The sequence below is a fragment of the Streptomyces sp. NPDC007872 genome, from assembly GCF_042868165.1.
GTDB lineage: Bacteria > Actinomycetota > Actinomycetes > Streptomycetales > Streptomycetaceae > Streptomyces.
Genome location: NZ_JBIAEA010000005.1, coordinates 430,555 through 450,189, shown reverse-complemented (window position 1 = coordinate 450,189; position 19,635 = coordinate 430,555). Strand labels below are relative to the sequence as shown.

General features: G+C 72.9%; 18 protein-coding genes. 3 read left to right on the top strand and 15 right to left on the bottom strand.

Annotated features, from left to right (window positions below):
• Positions 1-8: 8 nt before the first annotated feature.
• The 10 genes from ACFYNX_RS20680 to ACFYNX_RS20635 form a co-directional block, all read right to left on the bottom strand.
• Positions 9-1,637 carry an MFS transporter gene (locus ACFYNX_RS20680; protein WP_388663091.1) on the bottom strand — a complete coding sequence of 543 codons (1,629 nt, stop codon included), beginning with the start codon at positions 1,635-1,637 and terminating at the stop codon, positions 9-11.
• A 92-nt stretch (positions 1,638-1,729) separates the two neighbouring features.
• A complete protein-coding gene (locus tag ACFYNX_RS20675; protein WP_388663089.1) occupies positions 1,730-3,691 on the bottom strand; it encodes an Ig-like domain repeat protein in 1,962 nt (653 codons plus the stop codon).
• Between the two features lie 140 nt (positions 3,692-3,831).
• Complete coding sequence (locus tag ACFYNX_RS20670) at positions 3,832-4,992, bottom strand: MalY/PatB family protein (protein ID WP_388663087.1); 1,161 nt, start codon at positions 4,990-4,992, stop codon at positions 3,832-3,834.
• An 83-nt stretch (positions 4,993-5,075) separates the two neighbouring features.
• Complete coding sequence (gene fbaA, locus ACFYNX_RS20665) at positions 5,076-6,098, bottom strand: class II fructose-bisphosphate aldolase (protein ID WP_125667890.1); 1,023 nt, start codon at positions 6,096-6,098, stop codon at positions 5,076-5,078.
• 222 nt (positions 6,099-6,320) lie between these two features.
• Positions 6,321-6,860: an orotate phosphoribosyltransferase gene (gene pyrE / locus ACFYNX_RS20660; protein ID WP_125667891.1), complete on the bottom strand. Its 540-nt coding sequence runs from the start codon at positions 6,858-6,860 to the stop codon at positions 6,321-6,323.
• A gap of 26 nt (positions 6,861-6,886) precedes the next feature.
• Positions 6,887-7,672 carry an aldose 1-epimerase gene (locus tag ACFYNX_RS20655; protein ID WP_365539807.1) on the bottom strand — a complete coding sequence of 262 codons (786 nt, stop codon included), beginning with the start codon at positions 7,670-7,672 and terminating at the stop codon, positions 6,887-6,889.
• Positions 7,673-7,746: 74 nt separating this feature from the next.
• Complete coding sequence (locus ACFYNX_RS20650) at positions 7,747-8,673, bottom strand: SRPBCC family protein (RefSeq protein ID WP_388663084.1); 927 nt, start codon at positions 8,671-8,673, stop codon at positions 7,747-7,749.
• A gap of 99 nt (positions 8,674-8,772) precedes the next feature.
• On the bottom strand, positions 8,773-10,434 hold the full coding sequence (locus tag ACFYNX_RS20645; RefSeq protein WP_388663082.1) for a polyamine aminopropyltransferase: 1,662 nt from the start codon (positions 10,432-10,434) through the stop codon (positions 8,773-8,775).
• A 74-nt stretch (positions 10,435-10,508) separates the two neighbouring features.
• Positions 10,509-11,027 carry a DUF2617 family protein gene (locus ACFYNX_RS20640; protein ID WP_125656061.1) on the bottom strand — a complete coding sequence of 173 codons (519 nt, stop codon included), beginning with the start codon at positions 11,025-11,027 and terminating at the stop codon, positions 10,509-10,511.
• 343 nt (positions 11,028-11,370) lie between these two features.
• The gene (locus ACFYNX_RS20635; RefSeq protein WP_388663080.1) at positions 11,371-11,709 is read right to left on the bottom strand and encodes a hypothetical protein; all 339 of its coding nucleotides are present in this window, start codon (positions 11,707-11,709) and stop codon (positions 11,371-11,373) included.
• Positions 11,710-11,809: 100 nt separating this feature from the next.
• On the opposite strand from ACFYNX_RS20635, the gene ACFYNX_RS20630 reads away from it, so the two are divergent.
• Positions 11,810-12,979, top strand: a complete 1,170-nt coding sequence (locus tag ACFYNX_RS20630) for a pyridoxal phosphate-dependent aminotransferase (RefSeq protein ID WP_388663078.1) — start codon at positions 11,810-11,812, stop codon at positions 12,977-12,979.
• Between the two features lie 64 nt (positions 12,980-13,043).
• Here ACFYNX_RS20630 and ACFYNX_RS20625 read toward each other — a convergent pair whose 3' ends face one another.
• Positions 13,044-13,577, bottom strand: a complete 534-nt coding sequence (locus ACFYNX_RS20625; RefSeq protein WP_365539560.1) for a YbjN domain-containing protein — start codon at positions 13,575-13,577, stop codon at positions 13,044-13,046.
• 551 nt (positions 13,578-14,128) lie between these two features.
• The gene (clpB, locus tag ACFYNX_RS20620) at positions 14,129-16,723 is read right to left on the bottom strand and encodes an ATP-dependent chaperone ClpB (protein WP_388663076.1); all 2,595 of its coding nucleotides are present in this window, start codon (positions 16,721-16,723) and stop codon (positions 14,129-14,131) included.
• A gap of 171 nt (positions 16,724-16,894) precedes the next feature.
• On the opposite strand from clpB, the gene ACFYNX_RS20615 reads away from it, so the two are divergent.
• On the top strand, positions 16,895-17,299 hold the full coding sequence (locus ACFYNX_RS20615) for a pyridoxamine 5'-phosphate oxidase family protein (protein ID WP_388663074.1): 405 nt from the start codon (positions 16,895-16,897) through the stop codon (positions 17,297-17,299).
• Positions 17,300-17,419: 120 nt separating this feature from the next.
• Here the strand turns inward: ACFYNX_RS20615 and ACFYNX_RS20610 are convergent, their stop codons facing one another.
• Positions 17,420-17,740 (bottom strand): hypothetical protein, encoded by a 321-nt coding sequence (locus ACFYNX_RS20610; protein ID WP_030206166.1) that lies wholly within the window; start codon positions 17,738-17,740, stop codon positions 17,420-17,422.
• Complete coding sequence (locus ACFYNX_RS20605) at positions 17,737-17,976, bottom strand: hypothetical protein (protein ID WP_365539568.1); 240 nt, start codon at positions 17,974-17,976, stop codon at positions 17,737-17,739. Before ACFYNX_RS20605 ends, ACFYNX_RS20610 begins: the two co-directional genes overlap by 4 nt.
• A gap of 127 nt (positions 17,977-18,103) precedes the next feature.
• On the opposite strand from ACFYNX_RS20605, the gene ACFYNX_RS20600 reads away from it, so the two are divergent.
• Positions 18,104-19,087, top strand: coding sequence for a helix-turn-helix transcriptional regulator (locus ACFYNX_RS20600; RefSeq protein WP_185893237.1), 984 nt, complete (start codon positions 18,104-18,106; stop codon positions 19,085-19,087).
• A 101-nt stretch (positions 19,088-19,188) separates the two neighbouring features.
• On the opposite strand, the gene ACFYNX_RS20595 is transcribed toward ACFYNX_RS20600, so the two are convergent.
• Positions 19,189-19,632, bottom strand: a complete 444-nt coding sequence (locus tag ACFYNX_RS20595) for a heat shock protein transcriptional repressor HspR (protein WP_121830304.1) — start codon at positions 19,630-19,632, stop codon at positions 19,189-19,191.
• Positions 19,633-19,635: the final 3 nt, after the last annotated feature.

Genomic DNA, 19,635 nt, shown 5'->3' with positions numbered 1-19,635 from the left:
AGTCTGCCTCAGTGCGGGGCCCCCGGACCGCCCCCGGGCCGGTGCCGGGTGGCGCCCCGGCCGCCCGGGTCGAGGGGCGGGGCCTGCACCCCGCAGTGCACCCGGCACTCCGGATGGCAACGGGCCTCCGCACCGGAGCCCGCACCCGCTCCGGTGGACCCGTCGGCCCCGGCCCCGGCCTCGCCCTCCACACCGGCCTCCGCACCGCCCTCCGCCCCGGTCCCGGAACCCGCACCCGCGCCCCCACCGGCCTCGGCCCCCGCCCCCGCTCCCGCCCCCCGCATCGTCGTCCAGGCCAGGACCGCGCCCGCCACCAGCACCCCCGCGCACATCGGCATCGCGCGCCGGAAGGTCTCCCCGAACTCGGCCGCCGAGCGGTACGCCTCCGGGCCCATCCCGGCCAGCATCGGCAGCGCGGCCACCGCGAGCAGCCCGGCCGCCCGGGCCGCCGCGTTGTTGATCCCGCTCGCCAGGCCCGCCCGGGACACGTCCACCGAGGCGAGGACGGTCGCGGTCAGCGGGGCGACCAGGGCCGTCATGCCGAGCCCGAGCACGAGCAGGGCGGGCAGCACGTCCCGTACGTACGAGGCGTCCTCCCCCACCCGCAGCATCAGCAGCATCCCGGCGGCGCACAGCAACGGCCCGGCCGTGAGCGGGATCCGGGGGCCGATCCGCTCCCCCAGCTCCCCGGACTTCGCCGAGAGGAGCAGCATGAGCACGGTCGTCGGCAGCAGGGCCGTACCGGCGGCGAGCGCCGAGTAGCCGGAGACCACCTGGAGCTGGAGGGCCGCCAGGAAGAAGAACCCGCCGAAAGCGGCGTACACGCAGAGGGTGACGAGGTTGACGGCCGTGAAGGTCTTCGAGCGGAAGATCGACGGCGGCACCATCGCCGCCTCCCCGCGCCGCCGCTCCACCCCCACGAAGCAGGCCCCGACCACGACCCCCGCCGCCCCCGCCCACCAGGCCGAGCCGATCAGCGCGTACGTCACGAGCGCGAGCGCCGCCGCGCCCAGGACCGCGCCGAGCACGTCGAAGCGGCCGTGCGCCGCCTCGTCCCGCGACTCCGGCACGTGCCGGAGGGCGACCGGCACGCAGACGAGGGCGAGCGGCACGTTGAGCAGGAACACCCACCGCCAGCCCGGCCCGTCCACCAGCCAGCCGCCGACGAACGGCCCGATCGCCGCGCCCACCCCGCCGAAGCCCGACCAGAGCCCGACGGCCCTGGCCCGGTCGTCCTCGTGGAAGCTCGCCTGGATCAGCGCGAGCGAGCCGGGCGTGAGCAGCGCCCCGCCCACGCCCTGGAGGGCGCGGGCCGCGATCAGGACCCCGGCGTCCGGGGCGAGGCCGCAGAGCAGCGAGGCGGCGGCGAACCACACCACCCCGGTCACGAAGACCCGGCGCCGTCCGAACCGGTCGCCGAGCGACCCGCCGAGCAGGATCAGCCCGGCCAGGGTCAGCATGTAGGCGTTGACCGTCCACTGGAGGACGGCCAGGTCGGCGCCCAGGTCCTCGCCGATGTGCGGCAGGGCGACGTTGACGACGGTGGAGTCGAGCAGCGCCATCCCCGAGCCCAGGACGGTGGTGAGGACGATCCACCGCCCGGCCCCGGAGGCCATCCGTACGTCCCGCTCGCCCATGCCCGTATGGTCCCGCGAACGACGGGGCCCCGCCCGCCGGAAGCGGCGGACGGGGCCCCTGGATCGCGCGGATCCGGATCGGCGGGTGGGGATCAGCGGGTGAAGTTGAAGTACTTCCACGCGCCGTGGACGGTGCTGTTCACGCGGTCGCCGGACACGTCGTCGATGTACGACGTGCGGATCCGGCAGCGGTAGCCCGCCGCGCCGTCGCCCTCGAAGGCGATGTACGCCATGCCGCCGCGGTTCAGCGTGACCAGGTCCGTGGCGCCGTAGCGCCAGGCGCCCGCGTACCAGACCTGGAGCTCGTACCGGGTCTTCCGGCCCGGGTACGGGTTGTGCCACGCCGTGACCAGCGGGTCGGCGGTCTGGTGGTACGTCTGGTACCAGGTGCCGCCGATCTTCGTCCACTTGTAGTGGCGGGAGAGCGCGGTCGTCACGCCGGCCCGCGTGTTCACCGCGGACGTGGCGACGGCCGCGCCGGAACGGGTGTCGCCGGCGAAGACCGCGGACACGTAGGTGTCACGGGTCATCTTGAGCGCCACCGACAGCTTGCCGGCGGAGTTGACCGTGCCGCGCTTGAGCAGCCGCTTCGGCTCGGGGCCGTACGGGTCGGCCCAGATCTCCACCACGCGGTTGCGGTACGACCAGCCGAGGGAGGCCGTGTACGTCACGCTGGTGTTGTAGTCGACGGTGCTGCCGTGCCGGTCCAGCTTCAGGTACGTCTTGAACGGCGTCACCTTGACGACGGCCGAGCCGCTGGAGGGGGCGTGCCGGGCGTCGCCCTTGTACGTCACCCAGTACTTGATGCCTCCGGCCGCCGTCGGGGTGTCGGAGAACGAGAACGCGCCCTTCGCCCCGAGCTTCGCCGTCCCGACCACCTTGCCCTTCGGGAAGTCGGCGTCGTACCGCGTGACCGTGACCGGCGTGCCGGCCGGCAGCGGCAGGGTCGAGGCGACCGTGCCGGAGAGGGTGACCGGCTTGAGGACGGCCACCGTGGCCGGGGCCTTCGCCGTGACACCGGTGGTGTGGTACTTCGGCGTCGAGAAGACCCGGAGCGTGTGCTCCGACTGGCCCGGCGTCTGCGCCGGGACGAGGAGCCGGGTGCTGTCGGAGGCCCAGGCCATCGCGCGGGGCACCATCCAGGACCGCGTGTCCCGGACGCTCGCGGGGGCCTTGGACCCGCCGGCGAAGACGAAGATGTCGCCCACGTCGTCGCGGTCGTCCGTCGCTGCGGCCACGGTCCCGTCCGGGGCGACGTCCACGCCCTCCGCGGACCAGGACACCGGGAAGTGCTCCAGCTCGGAGAGGTCGGTCAGGCTGAGCCGGGTCAGCGAGGTGACCCGGTCCGCCGCGACGATGCTCTTGCCGTCGGGGGCGAAGTCCAGGTCCTTCACGAACCCCTGGCGCTCGGCGGAAGTGCGGACGACCGGCGTGCCCGACGCGGTGTCGTACACGACGATCGGGCCCGAGCTGATGGCGCCGTCGGCGGCGACGAGCGTGTCGGGCGCCGCCGGATCGGTGTGGACCGCGGGCGGCGAGGACCAGTCGGCGCCCGCCGAGAGCTTCAGGGAGACCGTCGGGGTCGGCGTGGTCAGGTCGACCGAGCCGAGGTCCGAGTCCCAGTTCTCCCCGTAGCCGAACCAGAGGCGGCCGCCGGCGGCCGTGACGGTCGAGGGCCGGCTGCCCCCGCCGGTCGCGTACTCGGCGGTGACGACGGTCTGCGCGGTGTCGATGGCGACGATCTTGTCGCCGCCGGACACCGCCGCGTACAGCGTGGCCGAGTCGTCCGAGAGGTCGAGGTCGCGGACGTAGGGAAGGTTGTCGACGGCCTTGAGGAACGTGCCGTTCAGGTCGGTGACGACGATGCGGTTCTTGTACGTGTCACTGAAGTAGAGGTGCTTGTGGACGTCGTCGATGACCATGTCACCGACCGTTTCCACGTTCAGCGGTACGACCGCGTCCGCGGCGGCCGGTCCGGCCGGGCCCGCGACGAGTACCGCCGAGGCGAAGAGGACCGCGAGCGAGGTCGCGGCGGAGAGAGTGCGCTTGCGCACGATGAAGAGACCCCCCAGAAAACCATGGTCTCCGGCCCTCAGAGCGGGGCACGGTGCACGAAGACTAGAACACGCCTGCGACACTCCGCCCCCCCGGTATCGCCTCCGCGGGCCGGCCGGCCCCGCCGCCCGACGCCCCTTCAGCTCCTCCGCAGCCGCCCGGCCGTCCTGACCAGGGCCTCCACGCCCCGCTCCGCCTTCTTCCGGGGGCAGCCCACGTTCAGCCGGACGAAGCCCGGCGTGCCGTACGTCCCGCCCGGCATGATCGCGACCTTCTCCGCCGTCACCAGCTCCTCCTGGAGCCGGGTCTCCTCGATCCCGAGGGGCCGCAGGTCGATCCAGGCCAGGTAGCCGGCCTGCGGGGGCTCCCAGACCACCCCGGGAAGGCCCTCGGCCAACCGCTCCCGGACCAGCTCCATCGTGCCCGCGACGTAGCCGCGCAGTTCGTCCAGCCAGGCCGCGCCGTGCCGGTACGCGGCGATGTGGGCGGTCAGCGAGAGCACGGCGGGCGAGGCGAGCCCCTCGCCGGTCTCCATGCGCCGCACGAACGCCTCGCGCTCGTCGGGGTCGCCCACGATCCCGTACGAGCCGGAGAGCGCGGGGAAGTTGAAGGCCTTGGTGCCCGAGGTGACCAGCGCCCAGCGGCGCCCCCGGCCCCGCTCGGCGATCCGGGTCCACGGCACGTGCCGGTGGCCCTCGCCGGTCAGGTCCGCGTGGATCTCGTCGCTGACGACGCTCGCGCCGTGCCGCTCGGCCAGCTCCGCGAAGGCGGTCAGCTCCGCCTCCGTCCACACCCGGCCGGTCGGGTTGTGCGGGGAGCAGAGCAGCAGCATCCGGCTGTCCGGCCGGGCCAGCTCGCGCTCCAGGGCCTCCGCGTCCCCGACCGGGACCCCGCGCAGCTCGCGCCCGAGCCCGGTCACGGCCTTGCGGAAGCCGTCGTACGTGGGGGTGTGGACGACCACGCCGTCACCGGGCGCGGTCCACATCCGCAGGAGCTGCGAGAGCTGGTTGAGCACGGAGGGCGCGTACACCAGGGAGTCCGGGTCGATCGCGGTGTCGTACCGGGTCGCGTACCAGTGGCGTATCGCCTCGCGGAAGTCGCCGAGCCGCCAGTCCGTGTAGCCGAAGACCCCGTGGCCGACGCGCTCGCGCAGGGCGGCGAGGACCTCCGGCGGGGAGGCGAAGTCCATGTCGGAGATGGTGAAGGGCAGCAGGTCGGACACGCCGAAGCGGTCCGCGATCCCGTCCCACTGGACGGACCAGGTCCCGCGCCGGTCGATCTCCCGGTCGAAGTCGTACATCAGGCCCTCTCACCCTCCTCGTCGGCACGCGAAGGGCCCGGCACCCCGGGAGCGGGGTGCCGGGCCCTTCGCCCCTCACACGCTTACTTCAGCTTGGTGCCGGTCGAGCGCAGCGCGGCGCACGCCTCGGTCACGCGGACGGCCATGCCCGCCTCGGCCAGCTTGCCCCAGGTGCGCGGGTCGTAGGTGGACTTCTTGCCGACCTCGCCGTCGACCTTCAGGACGCCGTCGTAGTTGCGGAACATGTGGTCCACGACCGGACGGGTGAAGGCGTACTGGGTGTCGGTGTCGAGGTTCATCTTCACGACGCCGTTCTCCAGGGCGGTGGCGATCTCCTCGGCCGTGGAGCCCGAGCCGCCGTGGAAGACGAAGTCGAACGGGTCGGCCTTGCCGAACTTCGCGGCGACGCCGGCCTGGAGGTCCTTGAGCAGCTCGGGGCGGAGCACGACGTTGCCCGGCTTGTAGACGCCGTGCACGTTGCCGAAGGACGCGGCGAGCAGGTAACGGCCCTTCTCGCCCAGGCCCAGGGCCTCGGCGGTGCGGATGGCGTCGTCGACGGTGGTGTACAGCTCGTCGTTGATCTCGTGGGTGACGCCGTCCTCCTCGCCGCCGGTCGGGGTGATCTCGACCTCGAGGATGATCTTGGCGGCGGCGGCCTTCGCGAGCAGCTCCTGGCCGATGGCCAGGTTGTCCGCGAGGGTCTCGGCGGAGCCGTCCCACATGTGCGACTGGAACAGCGGGTTGTCGCCCCGGGCGACGCGCTCGGCGGAGACGTCGAGCAGCGGACGGACGTAACCGTCCAGCTTGTCCTTCGGGCAGTGGTCGGTGTGCAGGGCGACCGTGATGTCGTACTTCGCGGCGACGATGTGCGCGAACTCGGCCAGGGCGACGGCGCCCGTGACCATGTCCTTGTTGTACTGACCGCCCAGGAACTCGGCGCCGCCGGTCGAGATCTGGATGATGCCGTCGCTCTCGGCCTCCGCGAAGCCGCGCAGAGCAGCGTGCAGGGTCTGGGACGAGGTCACGTTGATGGCCGGGTAGGCGAACTTGCCTGCCTTCGCCCGGTCGAGCATCTCGTTGTAGACCTCGGGGGTTGCGATGGGCATTCGTCCGCTCCTTGTGATGTGCGGGGTGTGTGCTGTTGCTGTCCCTGACCTGGGGGCGACGTCATCGTCGCCCCCATCCTTCCAGACTCTCGTCCGGGCTCCCATGGGCCCGGCACGCCGAGGGGCGGGGTGTTTCACGTGAAACACCCCGCCCCTGGAAGAAAGTGCAGGTCAGAGCCGCTCTACCCCCGACCCGGGACCTACGTCACGACTTCGCGGCAGTTACGCCAGGCCGAGATCGCCCAGGTGGTAGCCGGTGAGGTACGGCAGCCCCGCCCCGGCAATGGCACCGGAGGCTCCCCGGTCCACGATCGTCGCCACGGCGACGACCTCGCCGCCCGCCTCGCGGACGGCCTCGACGGCGGTCAGCGGCGAGCCGCCGGTGGTGGAGGTGTCCTCGACGACGAGGCAGCGGCGGCCCTTGACGTCCGCGCCCTCGATGCGGCGCTGCATGCCGTGCGCCTTCTGCGCCTTCCGCACGACGAAGGCGTCCAGGCGCTGCCCGCGCGCGGCGGAGGCGTGCAGCATCGAGGTGGCGACCGGGTCGGCGCCCAGGGTCAGGCCGCCGACGCAGTCGAAGTCCAGGTCGGCCGTGAGGTCGAGCATGACCTGCCCCACCAGCGGGGCGGCCTCGCCGTCCAGCGTGATCCGGCGCAGGTCGATGTAGTAGTCGGCTTCCAGACCCGAGGAGAGGGTCACCTTGCCGTGCACCACGGCCTTGTCCTTGATCTGCTGGAGCAGCTCAGCGCGTACGTCAGTCATGCTGCTGAGCTTAAGGGGCCCGCTGGTCAGAGGCGGCGCCAGCTCCAGGTGCTCCCGATCTCCAGGGGGTCGATCGGGGTGACCAGGCGCGGGTGGGTGTTGAGGCCGTTCGGGGGGCCGGACTGCGGCTCGACGCAGACGGCCTCCGCCTGCTCGTCGTAGAGCACGACCCACTCGGCGCGGCTGGTGACCTTCAGCTCCAGCTCCTCCGGCCAGGTGAGGGTCACGTCGACGCCGCCGGGCATGCCGAAGCAGTCGTCCCAGGGGCCGGGGAGGGGGTCGATCCGGCGGCCGGTGGGGAGGTGGTCCGCGCCGCGCTCCTCCTGCCAGGCGGGCGCGAAGTCGACCCGTACGTCCTGGCCGCCCCGCCCGAGGTTGCGCAGGAACCACGGGTGCCAGCCGGCCTGGGCCGGGAACGAGTCGTCGTAGGCCTCGACGCCGAAGCGGAGGGTGAGGGAGTCCTCGGCCAGCTCGAAGACCTGGGTGACCCGGCCCCCGTACGGCCAGGGGTCGCCCAGCTCGCAGACGAGGACGGCCTCGGTCGCGGAGGTGCGGGCGGTCTTCCAGGCGAGGTCGCGGACGGTGCCGTGGATGGCGTGCGGGGGCGCGTTGACCGGGAGCTGATGGGTGGTGGCGCCGTTGCGGAAGCGCCCGTTCTCGGTCCGCCCGCACCAGGGCACCATCGGGAAGCTTCCGTACCGCTCGCCCTGGCGCAGCACCTCGGTGCCGCCGATGCGCAGGCCCTCGATCCGGCAGCCGTTGTCGGGGTTGATGGTCAACTCGGCGTCGCCCGCCGTCAGTCGCGTCTGCATGCTCACGCTTCGACCCTAAGCCCGTGGACCACGGAACGCGGCCGACCGTTTCGGCGGCGCCGCCGAGCGGGTTCTCAGCGGCGGCGCCGCAGGGCCCGGCCCACGACGACGGCGGAGGCGAGCGCGAGGGCCGCAGCCGGGGCGATCCAGCGCAGGGTGGCCCCGGCGCCGCCCGCCTCCGGGGCGGGGACGGGGGCGTACCGGCCGCGCGGCGGCGCGTGGTCGACCTCCTCGGCGCTCCGGCCGATCATGGTCCGGCGCGCGTGGGCGGCCTCGGCGGCGGGCTGCGGGGCGGGGAACTCGACCGGCACGTCCCCGAAGCCCTCGTCGGCGAGGGGGTCGAGGGCGGGGGGCGGCACCGGTGCGTCGAAGACGGAGCCGCGGGCGTCGGGCTCCTCCACGCCGTCGTCGACACCGTCGTTGTCGTCGAGACGGCTGCCGTCGTCGAGACGGTCGGCGCCTTCGCCATCGAGTACGCCGGGCGCGTCGCGCACGTCGGGCGCATCGGGTGCGTCAGGCGCGTCACGTACGGGATCGGCGACGGCACCGGCGTCCGCGCCCCCTTCCAGGGGCGCCCCCGCCTCCCCCACCAGCGCCTCCACGAACCGGTCGAGCAGGCGGGCGCCCGTCGCGGCCCGGGTCCCGTCCGTCTCGTCGGCCAGCCGGCCGGTCGCCGACAGGGCGCCCGTGAAGCTCAGGTTCGTGCCCTCGGCCACCGGGGTGAGGACCACGGTGAGCGACAGCTCCGCCCCGCCCTTGCCCCGGACCTCGACGCCCTCGCCCTCGTAGGTGATGGCGCCGTCCCGCTCGACGATCCGCAGCGCGCCCCGGTAGGTGATGGTGTGGCCGCCGATCCGGACCTTGAGGCGGCCCCCGAGGGGGTCCCCCTCCGCGTCGGCGTCGCGCTGGAGACCGGGCGCGCAGCGCACCACGCGGGCCGGGTCCGTGAGCGTCGCGCGCAGGGCCTCGGCCGGTACCGGGACGAACACCTCATGCTCCATGGAAGCCGAGCCTACTCAGACCGGGGCCCCGCGTCGCCTGTTCGCCCCGCACCGGAGGCCCCGGCCCCTCGGTCGCCGTGCCGAGGGCGCTCCCGCCCCTCAGTCGCCGTACCGCGGGTGCACCAGCGTCGAGGAGGGCGGGGCCTGGGCGCTCCGGGTCCGTTCGGCGCGGCGGGCGTCGGCCGCCAGGGCGTCCGCGTCGAGCGAGCGCGGCCGGGGCCCGTCGGGGTCGAGGCCGAGGACGGGCGGCCGGTCGCCGGGGACGGCCAGGAGGAAGCCCCAGTCGCAGGGCCCGGGGCCCGTACCGGCGGCGCGGTCGGCGCGGTCGGGGCCCGCGGCGAAGCCGGGGGTGCGGCCGCTCGCGCTGTAGGGCCGGGTCGCGAAGCCGGCGGCGCGCAGGGTGGAGTCGACCGTCCAGTAGGTGTGGGGCCGGTCGGTGACCGAGCCGGCGTGGACGGCGAACCGCCCGGACCGGTCGAGGACCCGGGCCACGAGCCCGTAGAACTCCTCCGAGTACAGCTTGGTGCTGGGGGTGATCCCGGGGTCGGGCAGGTCGGAGATCACCACGTCGTAACGTTCCCGCACCCGGTCGGCGGCTCCCCGCAGCCAGTGGAAGGCGTCCTCGTGGACCACCCGGACGCGCGGGTCGCGGAAGGCCCGCCCGTTGAGCCGGGCGAGGGCCGGATCGGTGCGGGCGAGGCGGACGACCCCGGGGTCGAGCTCCACGACGGTCACGGACCGGACGCCGGGGTGGCGCAGCACCTCGCGGGCGGCCATCCCGTCCCCGCCGCCGACGACGAGGACGCGCGCGTGCGGGCCGTTCATCGCGGGGTGGACGAGCGCCTCGTGGTAGCGGTACTCGTCCTCGCCGGAGACCCGGAGCCGGCCGTCGAGGAACAGGTCGGGCGGCCCCTCCGGGCCCCCGGTGACCACGACCTCCTGGAGGTCGGTGTGGACGGCGACCCGCACGTGCTCCCCGTACACGGCCCGGCGCGCGGCCTGTTCGAAGTCGTCGACGAGGACGGTCGCGGTGGCGAGGACGGCCAGGACGCCCAGGTTCACGGCGAGGAGCAGGGCCCGGGAGCGGGCGGTCAGGTCGCGGCGGAACACCCAGAGGACGAGCCCGCCGCCCGCGACGGCGTTCACCGCGCCGGTGACGAGCGCGCCGGTGAGCTGGCCGAGCCAGGGGAGCAGCAGGAACGGGAAGGCGAGGCCGCCGACCAGCGCGCCGACGTAGTCGGCGGCGAAGAGGTCGGCGACCGTCCCGGCCGCGTCGTCCTGCTCCCCGGGCGCCCCCCTCCCTCCGGTCCGCTGTATCAGCGACATCAGGAGGGGGATCTCCGCGCCGATGAGGACCCCGATCGCGAGCGAGAACGCCACGACCACGTACCGCGACTCGCCGAACCAGGCGAAGGCCGCGTACAGCACCATCGCCGAGCAGCCGCCGACCAGCGCGAGCGCGGCCTCGACCAGGCCGAAGCCGACGGCGGCGCGGCAGCGCAGCCGCTTGGCGAGGAGCGAGCCGAGACCCATCGCGAAGACCATCACGGAGAGCACGACGGAGGCCTGGGTGACCGAGTCCCCGATCAGGTACGAGGAGAGCGCCACCAGTTCGAGCTCGTAGACCAGGCCGCAGGCGGCGCAGACGAAGACCACCGCGAGGACCGGGAACCGCACCGCCTCGCGGGGCCGGACGGGCCGCCGCGCGGGCGCCCGCCCCACCCGCTCCTGGGGTCGCATGGTCACGGTCGGCTCGATCATGCGGTAACGCTACGTCGCGTCCCGAGCGCCCCTCGTCACCCGCACGGGTGCACATGGGGCTTTCGGGGGGCGCATCAGAGTGCGGCGGGCATGCGCACGCCGACCCTGGTCCTGGTCACCACCAACTGTCCCTCCTGCGGGTAGGCGTGCCAGGTGCGCCACCGCACCTGTCCCTCGTGCCGCTGGGCGAGGAGGGCGGTGAAGGCGTGCGGGGAGCCGGGGAAGGTGCCGGCGAGTCCGTGGGGGTGGTCGGCGACGAGCGCGAGCAACTCCTGGGCGCGGCCCGCGAAGGAGCCGTCCGAGAGCGTCTCGACGCGCGCGGCGAATTCGTACTCCCAGCCGCCGACGCGCTTGGAGACGCCGAGCGGGAGCGGGGTGCTGCTGCCGGGCATGCACGCCACGGTCTCCGAACAGGTGCGTCCCTCCTCCTCCAGGAGGACCTGGTGGGAGGCGCCGAGCAGCCTCAACTGGAGCTTTGCGCCGGAGAGTTCGAGGTCGAGGACGGCGAGGGCGGGCAGCGGCTCGCGCCCGAGCGCCCAGGCCAGGTCGGCCGCGCGCGTATCGGTGTAGGAGGTCTTCAGGGTGGTGAGCATGGGTCGGCTCCGCAAACACGGTTTGACGGGTGGGCCGGGGGCGCCCCGGTGAAGGACTTCAACGGGAGTGGGGAATCGCCGGCTCGGGTCCACACACGGTCCGAGGGCTGTCTCTGACAGGAGCGAGAGAACCACGGACGCCGGACGACTCGCAGCGTTTTTACCCAACTTGCCGTGGTTTCCAACCCCTTCGGGGAGCCCACAGTTCACTTGTTCAACCGGAATCGATCGCCGGGGCGCACGCCGGCGGGCGGCCCCGTGTGCTCGTAGCGGCCGGAGCCCGCCCGCCCGCGTGCTCGTACCGGCGGGCCGCCGACACCCCCGTGGCCGGCGGCCCGCCCGCTCAACTGCCGCCGCCGCAGCCGCCGCCACCCCCGCAGCTCGATCCGCCGCCCCCGCAGGAGCTGCCGGAACCGCAGGAACTGCCGGAACCACAGGAGTTGCTGGATCCGCAGGAGCTGCCGATCCAGCCACCACCGCCGCCGTCGCCGCCGCTGCTGCTCTTCCGCCGGCCGCTCCGCTTCCCGCTCCCGGAGCGGGCGGCGGCGACGCGGTACGCGGTGAGTGCCTTGCGGATGGCCGCGCGCCGGGCGGCGGCCTTGCGCCGCTTCTCGGCGGTGGTGACGAGTCCGGTGACGACGACGGCCGCCACCACGAGGAAGGTGCCGATGATGAGTGCCATGAGTACTGCCCCCGTTCTTCTGTGCGAGGGAGATTCCCATGCCGTTCCCGGCCCAAAGCACACTTGAGCAAGTCCAGAGCTTGGCCCCAGGATGGCGGGCATGACACGACCGCCGCTCAACCGCCGCCTCGCCGAGTTCGGCACGACGATCTTCGCGGAGATGTCCGCGCTCGCCGCCAGGACGGGGGCGATCAACCTCGGTCAGGGCTTCCCCGACACCGACGGCCCGGAGGAGGTCCGGGAGGCGGCGGTGCGCGCCCTGCGGGAGGGCCGGGGCAACCAGTACCCGCCGGGGCCGGGCGTCCCCGAGCTGCGGACGGCGATCGCGGACCACCAGCGGGAGCGGTACGGCCTGGAGTACGACCCCGACGCGGAGGTCCTCGTCACGACGGGCGCCACCGAGGCGATCGCGGCCTCGCTCCTCGCCCTGGTCGAGCCGGGCGACGAGGTGATCGCCCTGGAGCCGTACTACGACTCGTACGCGGCCTGCGTCGCGATGGCCGGCGGCACCCGCGTCCCCGTCACGCTCCGCCCGCACGAGGGCGCCTACGTCCTCGACCTGGACGAGCTGCGGGCCGCCGTCACCGACCGGACGCGGCTGATCCTGCTCAACACCCCGCACAACCCCACCGGCACCGTCCTGACCCGGGCCGAGCTGACCGCCGTCGCCGAGCTCGCGGTCGAGCGGGACCTGCTCGTCGTCACGGACGAGGTCTACGAGCACCTGGTCTTCGACGGCGCCGAGCACGTGCCGCTCGCGAGCCTGCCGGGCATGCGGGAGCGCACGGTCACCCTCTCCTCGGCCGGCAAGACGTTCTCGTTCACGGGCTGGAAGGTCGGCTGGGTCACCGCGAGCCCGGAGCTGATCTCGGCCGTCCGCGCGGCCAAGCAGTTCCTGACGTACGTCTCCTCCGGGCCGTTCCAGTACGCGGTCGCCGAGGCGCTCCGGCTCCCGGCCGCGTACTTCGACGGCCTGCGCGCCGACCTGGCGGCCAAGCGGGACCTGCTGAGCGAGGGCCTCGCGCAGGCGGGCTTCGAGGTCTACCGCCCCTCGGGCACCTACTTCGTCACCACCGACATCCGCCCCCTCGGCGCCACCGACGGCTTCGCCTTCTGCCGCTCCCTGCCGGAGCGGGCCGGGGTGGTCGCCATTCCCAACGCCGTCTTCTACGACCACCGCGAGGCGGGCGCCCCCTTCGTCCGTTTCGCCTTCTGCAAGCGGACCGAGGTCCTGGAGGACGCCGTCTCCCGCCTCAAGCGACTGGCCTGAGGGCGGGAAGCGAGGAGCCCGGCCCCCTTTCCGGGGGCCGGGCTCCTTCGCGCTCGGGCGGGACTCAGGCCTCGTCGCCCTCGGCCTTGTCCTCCGGGGACTCCAGGCCGAACTGCTCCACGATCCACTTGTCGAACTCGATGGAGGCGCGGACCCAGCTCACCGTGGAGGACACGAAGTGCTCCAGGGAGACGCCGGTGCCGATCAGCATCTGGGCCTCGCCGATGAGGCGGAGGGTGGCGGAGCCGTCCTCCTCCTCGTGCAGGTGGGTGTAGACCTTGGGCCACAGGGTGCGGCGGTTCCAGTCGTCGATCGCGTCGAGGACGCGCGCGCGGTCGTCGGCCGAGTGCGGGCGGTCGTAGAACGTCCGGACCGAGAAGACCTGCTGCTCGTCCTCGCCGCGGAACATGAAGTAGGTGCGGAACTCCTCCCACGGCGCCGCGAGGTCACCCTCGTCGTCGACGACGTACTTCAGCTCCATCTGCTCGAGGAGCTGCTTGACGAGGTCCTGGTCGGGGACGACGGGGCCCGCCGGTCCTGCGGCCTGAGGCTGGGGCTGGCCCCCGAAATTCGGAATCGAGGACGGGTCGATGCTCACCGTGTATTTCCCTTCGTACGGATGCTCGCCATCCTCTCCCATCCCGGGCGGTCCGTGGCAACCCCTGCTCCCGCGATCCGCTGCGGGCTGACAAGATCTGGTGCCCATGGGTGACGAGACGGTGCCGTGACGGAAACCGGTGAGGACGCGGCCGTGGACCTGGGTCCGGGCCACGGCCCTGATGACGGTGGTCTGCGGCGGACCAATGGCCCTGTCGGCCTGGGGAGCGGCGGCCTGGGACGGGATCGGGGAGCCGAAGCCGGCCGGCTGCGCCGAAGTGATGACCTTCGCCCGGGGGACCCTCCCGGTGGACGCCCGGGACGCCCGGTGCACGGCGGCCCACTGGCAGGAGACGCGGGTCGTGGCCGAGTTCCGGACGGACCGGGCCGGGGTCGGGGCCTGGCTGGCCGCCACCTGTCCGGCCGGGGAGCCCGCGTACTCCTGCGAGGTGAACGTGTGCGTGCGGGCGTCGTACGACGAGGTGCTGTTCGTGGACGTCACGATCGCGTACGAGGACGGGGAGACCGCCCTCGTACGCGTCCGACCTGCGGTCAGCGGGCCGCCCGCCCCACGATCAGGCCGTCCTCGAACCGGTCCACCCGGACCGTGTCGCCGTCGCGGACCTCGCCCGCCAGGATCTCGCGGGCGAGCCGGTCGCCGATCGCCGTCTGGATCAGGCGGCGCAGCGGGCGGGCGCCGTACGCCGGGTCGTTGCCCTCGTCGGCCAGCCACTCCAGGGCCTCCGGGGTGACGTCCAGGGTGAGGCGCCGCTCGGCGAGCCGCTTGGCGAGCCGGCCGATCTGGAGCTGCGCGATCCGGCCCAGCTCGGTCCGGTCGAGGGCCGAGAAGACCACCAGGTCGTCGAGCCGGTTGAGGAACTCCGGCTTGAAGCTGGCCCGCACGACCTCCAGGACCTGCTGCTTCTTCACGTCCTCCGGGGTCGCCGGGTCCACCAGGTACTGGCTGCCCAGGTTCGAGGTCAGGATCAGGATGGTGTTGCGGAAGTCCACCGTCCGGCCCTGTCCGTCGGTGAGCCGGCCGTCGTCGAGGACCTGGAGCAGGACGTCGAAGACCTCCGGGTGCGCCTTCTCCACCTCGTCGAGCAGGACCACGCTGTACGGGCGGCGGCGGACCGCCTCCGTGAGCTGGCCGCCCTCCTCGTAGCCGACGTAGCCGGGGGGCGCGCCGACGAGCCGGGCGACGGAGTGCTTCTCGCCGTACTCCGACATGTCGATGCGGACCATGGCCCGCTCGTCGTCGAAGAGGAAGTCCGCGAGCGCCTTCGCCAGCTCGGTCTTGCCGACGCCGGTCGGGCCGAGGAAGAGGAAGGAGCCGGTGGGCCGGTCGGGGTCGGCGATCCCGGCGCGGGTGCGGCGCACCGCGTCGGAGACGGCCCGGACGGCCTCGGACTGGCCGATGAGCCGCTTGCCGAGCTCCTCCTCCATGCGGAGCAGCTTCTGCGTCTCGCCCTCCAGGAGACGGCCGGCGGGGATGCCGGTCCAGGAGCCGACCACGTCCGCGATGTCGTCGGGGCCGACCTCCTCCTTGACCATCGTGTCCTTGGCCGATTCCTGCTGGGCCTCGGCCTCGGAGGCCTCCTCCAGCTCCCGCTCCAGGGCCGGGATCTCGCCGTAGAGCAGCTTGGAGGCGGTGTCGAAGTCGCCGTCGCGCTGGGCGCGCTCGGCGCGGCCGCGGGCCTCGTCCAGGCGCTCCTTCAGCTCGCCGACCCGGTTGAGGGACTGCTTCTCCTTCTCCCAGCGGGCGGTGAGGCCGCGCAGCTCCTCCTCGCGGTCCGCGAGGTCGCGCCGCAGCTTCTCCAGGCGCTGCTTGCTCGCCGCGTCCGTCTCGTTCTTCAGGGCCAGCTCCTCCATGCGGAGGCGGTCCACGGAGCGCTGGAGCTCGTCGATCTCGACCGGGGAGGAGTCGATCTCCATGCGGAGCCGGGAGGCGGCCTCGTCGACGAGGTCGATGGCCTTGTCGGGCAGGAAGCGGGAGGTGATGTACCGGTCGGAGAGGGTCGCGGCGGCCACCAGGGCGGAGTCGTTGATCTGCACCTTGTGGTGGGCCTCGTACCGGCCCTTGAGGCCGCGGAGGATCGCGACGGTGTCCTCGACGGTCGGCTCGGCGACCAGGACCTGCTGGAAGCGGCGCTCCAGGGCGGGGTCCTTCTCGATCCGCTCGCGGTACTCGTCGAGGGTGGTGGCGCCGACCATCCGCAGCTCGCCGCGGGCCAGCATCGGCTTGAGCATGTTGCCCGCGTCCATGGCGGAGTCGCCGCCGGCGCCCGCGCCGACGACCGTGTGCAGCTCGTCGATGAAGGTGATGATCCGGCCGTCGCTCTCCTTGATCTCGGAGAGGACGGTCTTCAGGCGCTCCTCGAACTCGCCGCGGTACTTCGCGCCGGCGACCATCGCGCCGAGGTCGAGCGAGACGAGCCGCTTGTTCTTGAGGGACTCGGGGACGTCGCCCTTCACGATCCGCTGGGCGAGGCCCTCGACGACGGCGGTCTTGCCGACGCCCGGCTCGCCGATGAGGACCGGGTTGTTCTTGGTGCGGCGGGAGAGCACCTGGACCACGCGCCGGATCTCGTGGTCGCGGCCGATGACCGGGTCCAGCCTGCCCTCGCGCGCGGCGGCGGTGAAGTCCGTGCCGAACTTCTCCAGCGCCTTGTACTGCCCTTCCGGGTCGGGTGTGGTCACCCGGCGTCCTCCCCTGCTCGTCTCGAAGGCGTCCAGCAGCCTCTTCGCGCTCGCGCCCTGCCGGTCGAGGATCTCACCGGCGCGGCCTCCCTGGGCCGCGACGCCGATGAGGAGGTGCTCGGTGGAGACGAAGTCGTCCCCGAGCTCCTCGGCCCGCTTCGCGGCGTCCGCGACCACCGCGAGCAGTTCGCGGTTGGGCTGCGGGGGCGCGACCGTGGACCCGGCGACGCTCGGCTGGGCGGCGAGGAGCCGCTCGGCCCCGGCGCGCACGGCCGCCTGGTCGGCCTCGACGGCGGCGAGCAGGTCGGTGATGTTCTCGTTGTCCTGACCGGCGAGGAGGGCGAGCAGCAGATGGGCCGGGGTCAGGTCCGCGTGCCCCTCGGACACGGCCCGGCTGGTGGCCGCGTTGATCGCGTCCCGGCTCCTGTTGGTCAGTTCGGCGTCCATGTGCGGTGCTCCTCCTCGGCGTGCGGGTGCCTCCGTGGATCCCGTACGGATCCACTCCACGACGTCGTCCCACGACGTCTCCACGACTTCCGTGACCCTTCTAGAGTACACAAAGTTGAGTCGATACCGCTCAAGTTAACGACGGGAGTCCTCCCCGGGTAGTTTCCGGGCATGGCAACGGATCCCAGGAACCCCGGCGAGTCGTATCTCCGCTTCTGGCGCGAGTACCACATGAGCACCCTGACCACCCCGCGCCCGGACGGCACCCCGCACGTGGTCGCGGTCGGCGTCACGTACGACCCCGAGGGCGGGTGCGCGCGCGTGATCACCAACAGGAACAGCCGGAAGGTCGCGAACGTCCTGGCGGCGGGCGCGGAGGGCGCGCGGGTCGCGGTCTGCCAGGTCGACAAGGGGCGCTGGGCCACCCTGGAGGGCGTCGCCCGGATCCGCACGGAGCCGGAGGTCGTCGCGGACGCGGTCACCCGCTACGCGGAGCGCTACGGGCGCACGCCGGCGCCGAACCCGGACCGGGTCGTGATCGAGATCGCCCTCACCCGGGCGATGGGCCGCGCCTGACGCGCGGGGCGCCCGGAGGGAACACGGGCACAGCACAGCGGCGCCATCGCGTTTCAGGTCCGCGATGGCGCCGCTGTGTGGGGGAAGTACCTGGGCGACCTACAACGACGGGGGGATCGCTCAGGCACTGCGGGGGGTGGCGGTGATGGTCTCGGGCTCGATCAACTGGTGGTCGCGCTGGTCGAGGTTGACGAAGATCATGCCGTACCGGATGGCACAGCGGATGGGCTGCGGCGCTCCGCGCGGGCGGCGCAGGCACCGGTAGGCGCGGACGTCCTCGTCCTGCTCCCGTGCGACGACGATCGGTTCTCCGAAGAGGGTGACCTTCAGCGAGTCGCCGCGGTGGGGGATGGCCGTGGCGAGGTCGACGAAGTGCCAGCCGGATCGGTAGGCCGAGGCCATCTCGCGGCGGAACCTGCGGTCGTCCGGCGGGACGCTCATGCGCCGGCGTCCTTGGGCGCGACCTCCCACGAGGGTTCGCCCTCCAGCGGGGCGACCTCCCACGAGGGCTCACCGGGCTTGGCGAGCACCGCCGGAGCGGTCTCCCACGAGGGCTCGTTCTGCCCCGCCACCGAATGCACCGGGTGCGCCTCCCACGAGGGCTCGCCCACGGCGAGCGCACCGAGAGCAGCCGCCGCAACGGCTATGGCGCCAAGTGCACGAACCATCCTGGTCATGGCCGATCTCCACCTCTTTTGATCACTGCCTCCCCCCCGCGCTCTAGACGATGGCTCACACCCGCTCCTTTTCACTACCCAAGCCGGGCATCATGTTCCTGTAATGCATGACCCTGAGGGGGTGTAAATGGGGCTTGAATGTGACGGTTCCGGACATAAGCACAGTCACGGGGAACTGTGCGACGTGGGCAAGGAGCTGTACGCGAAGGCCCTTCGCACGGGTCGGATAGCCCGTGCGGAGGTCACGGCCGCCCCCTGCCTGAAGGAGCTGTCGCTCCTGCACCCGGACCCGGACGACAGCGAGTGGCTGCACCCGATCCCGCCCACGATCGCCCTCAACCAGCTCATCCACCCCATAGAGCAGGAGATCCAGGCACGCCGCCAGCACGCCATCGCCCTGGCCGACGTGTTCGAGCCGTTCCTCGCCATCCACACGCCGGACCCCTCCGCCACCCAGGCGATCACCGTCCTCGAAGGCCTCAGCGTCATCAACGCCACCCTCGACCGGGTCATCAGCGAGTGCACGGTGGAACTCCTCACCGTCCAGCCGGGCAGCGGACGGCGCCCCGACACCCTCGAAGCGGCCCTGCGGCGCATGGAGCCCCTGCTCGACCGGGGCGTCCGCATGCGCACGCTCTACCAGCACACCGCCCGGCACCACCCCGCCACCCTGGCCTACGTCGAGCGGGTCGCCCCCTACGGGCTCGTCCTGCGCACCCTCGAGGAGATCATCGACCGGCTGATCATCGTCGACCGGAAGGTGGCGTTCGTCCCGGCGCGCAGCGACCGCCAGGTCGCCCTGGAACTGCGGCACGAGGGGCTGGTCCAGTATCTCGTCGGCGTCTTCGAGCAGTTCTGGCTGCACGGCGTCCCCTGGGAGGAGGAAGTCCCCTACCGGCCCTCCGTGGACGGCATCGGCGGCGTCCAGCGCTCCATCGCCCGGCTCCTCGTCGAGGGGCACGTGGACGAGGCCATCGCCCGCCGGCTCGGGATGAACGTGCGCACCTGCCGGGCCCACATCGCCAAGCTCGCCGCCACCCTCGGCAGCGGCAGCCGGGCCCAGCTCGGCTACCTCATCGCCCAGTCGGGCATCCTCGACCGGGACGACTAGGGGGTGTCCGGAGCACGCGTGAGGCCCCCTCCACGGAAGTGGAGGGGGCCTCACGACGGGGCCTCGCGGCACAGGGCTCCACGGCACGGTGAACGGCGGTGCTACTCGCCGCGCTTGGGGCGCCAGACCACCAGCGCGCTCGCCTGCTGCACGTCCTGGTACGGCACGAGGTCGCGCCGGTACGAGGCGTGCACCTGGGCCTCGCGCTGCCGCATCGCCGCCGCGGCCCCGTCCACGGCCGCCGACAGCTCGGCGATCCGGCTCTGGAGCGCCGCGACCTGGTTCTCCAGTTCGATGATGCGCTTGATCCCGGCCAGGTTGATGCCCTCGTCCTGCGACAACTGCTGCACCTGGCGGAGCAGTTCGATGTCACGGGCCGAGTAGCGCCGCCCCCGGCCCGCCGTGCGGTCCGGGGAGACCAGGCCGAGCCGGTCGTACTGACGCAGGGTCTGGGGGTGCAGACCGGAGAGCTGGGCCGCCACCGAGATGACGTACACCGGCGACTCGTCGGTCAGTTCGTACGGATTGCGTCGGCGCCCTTCCACCGG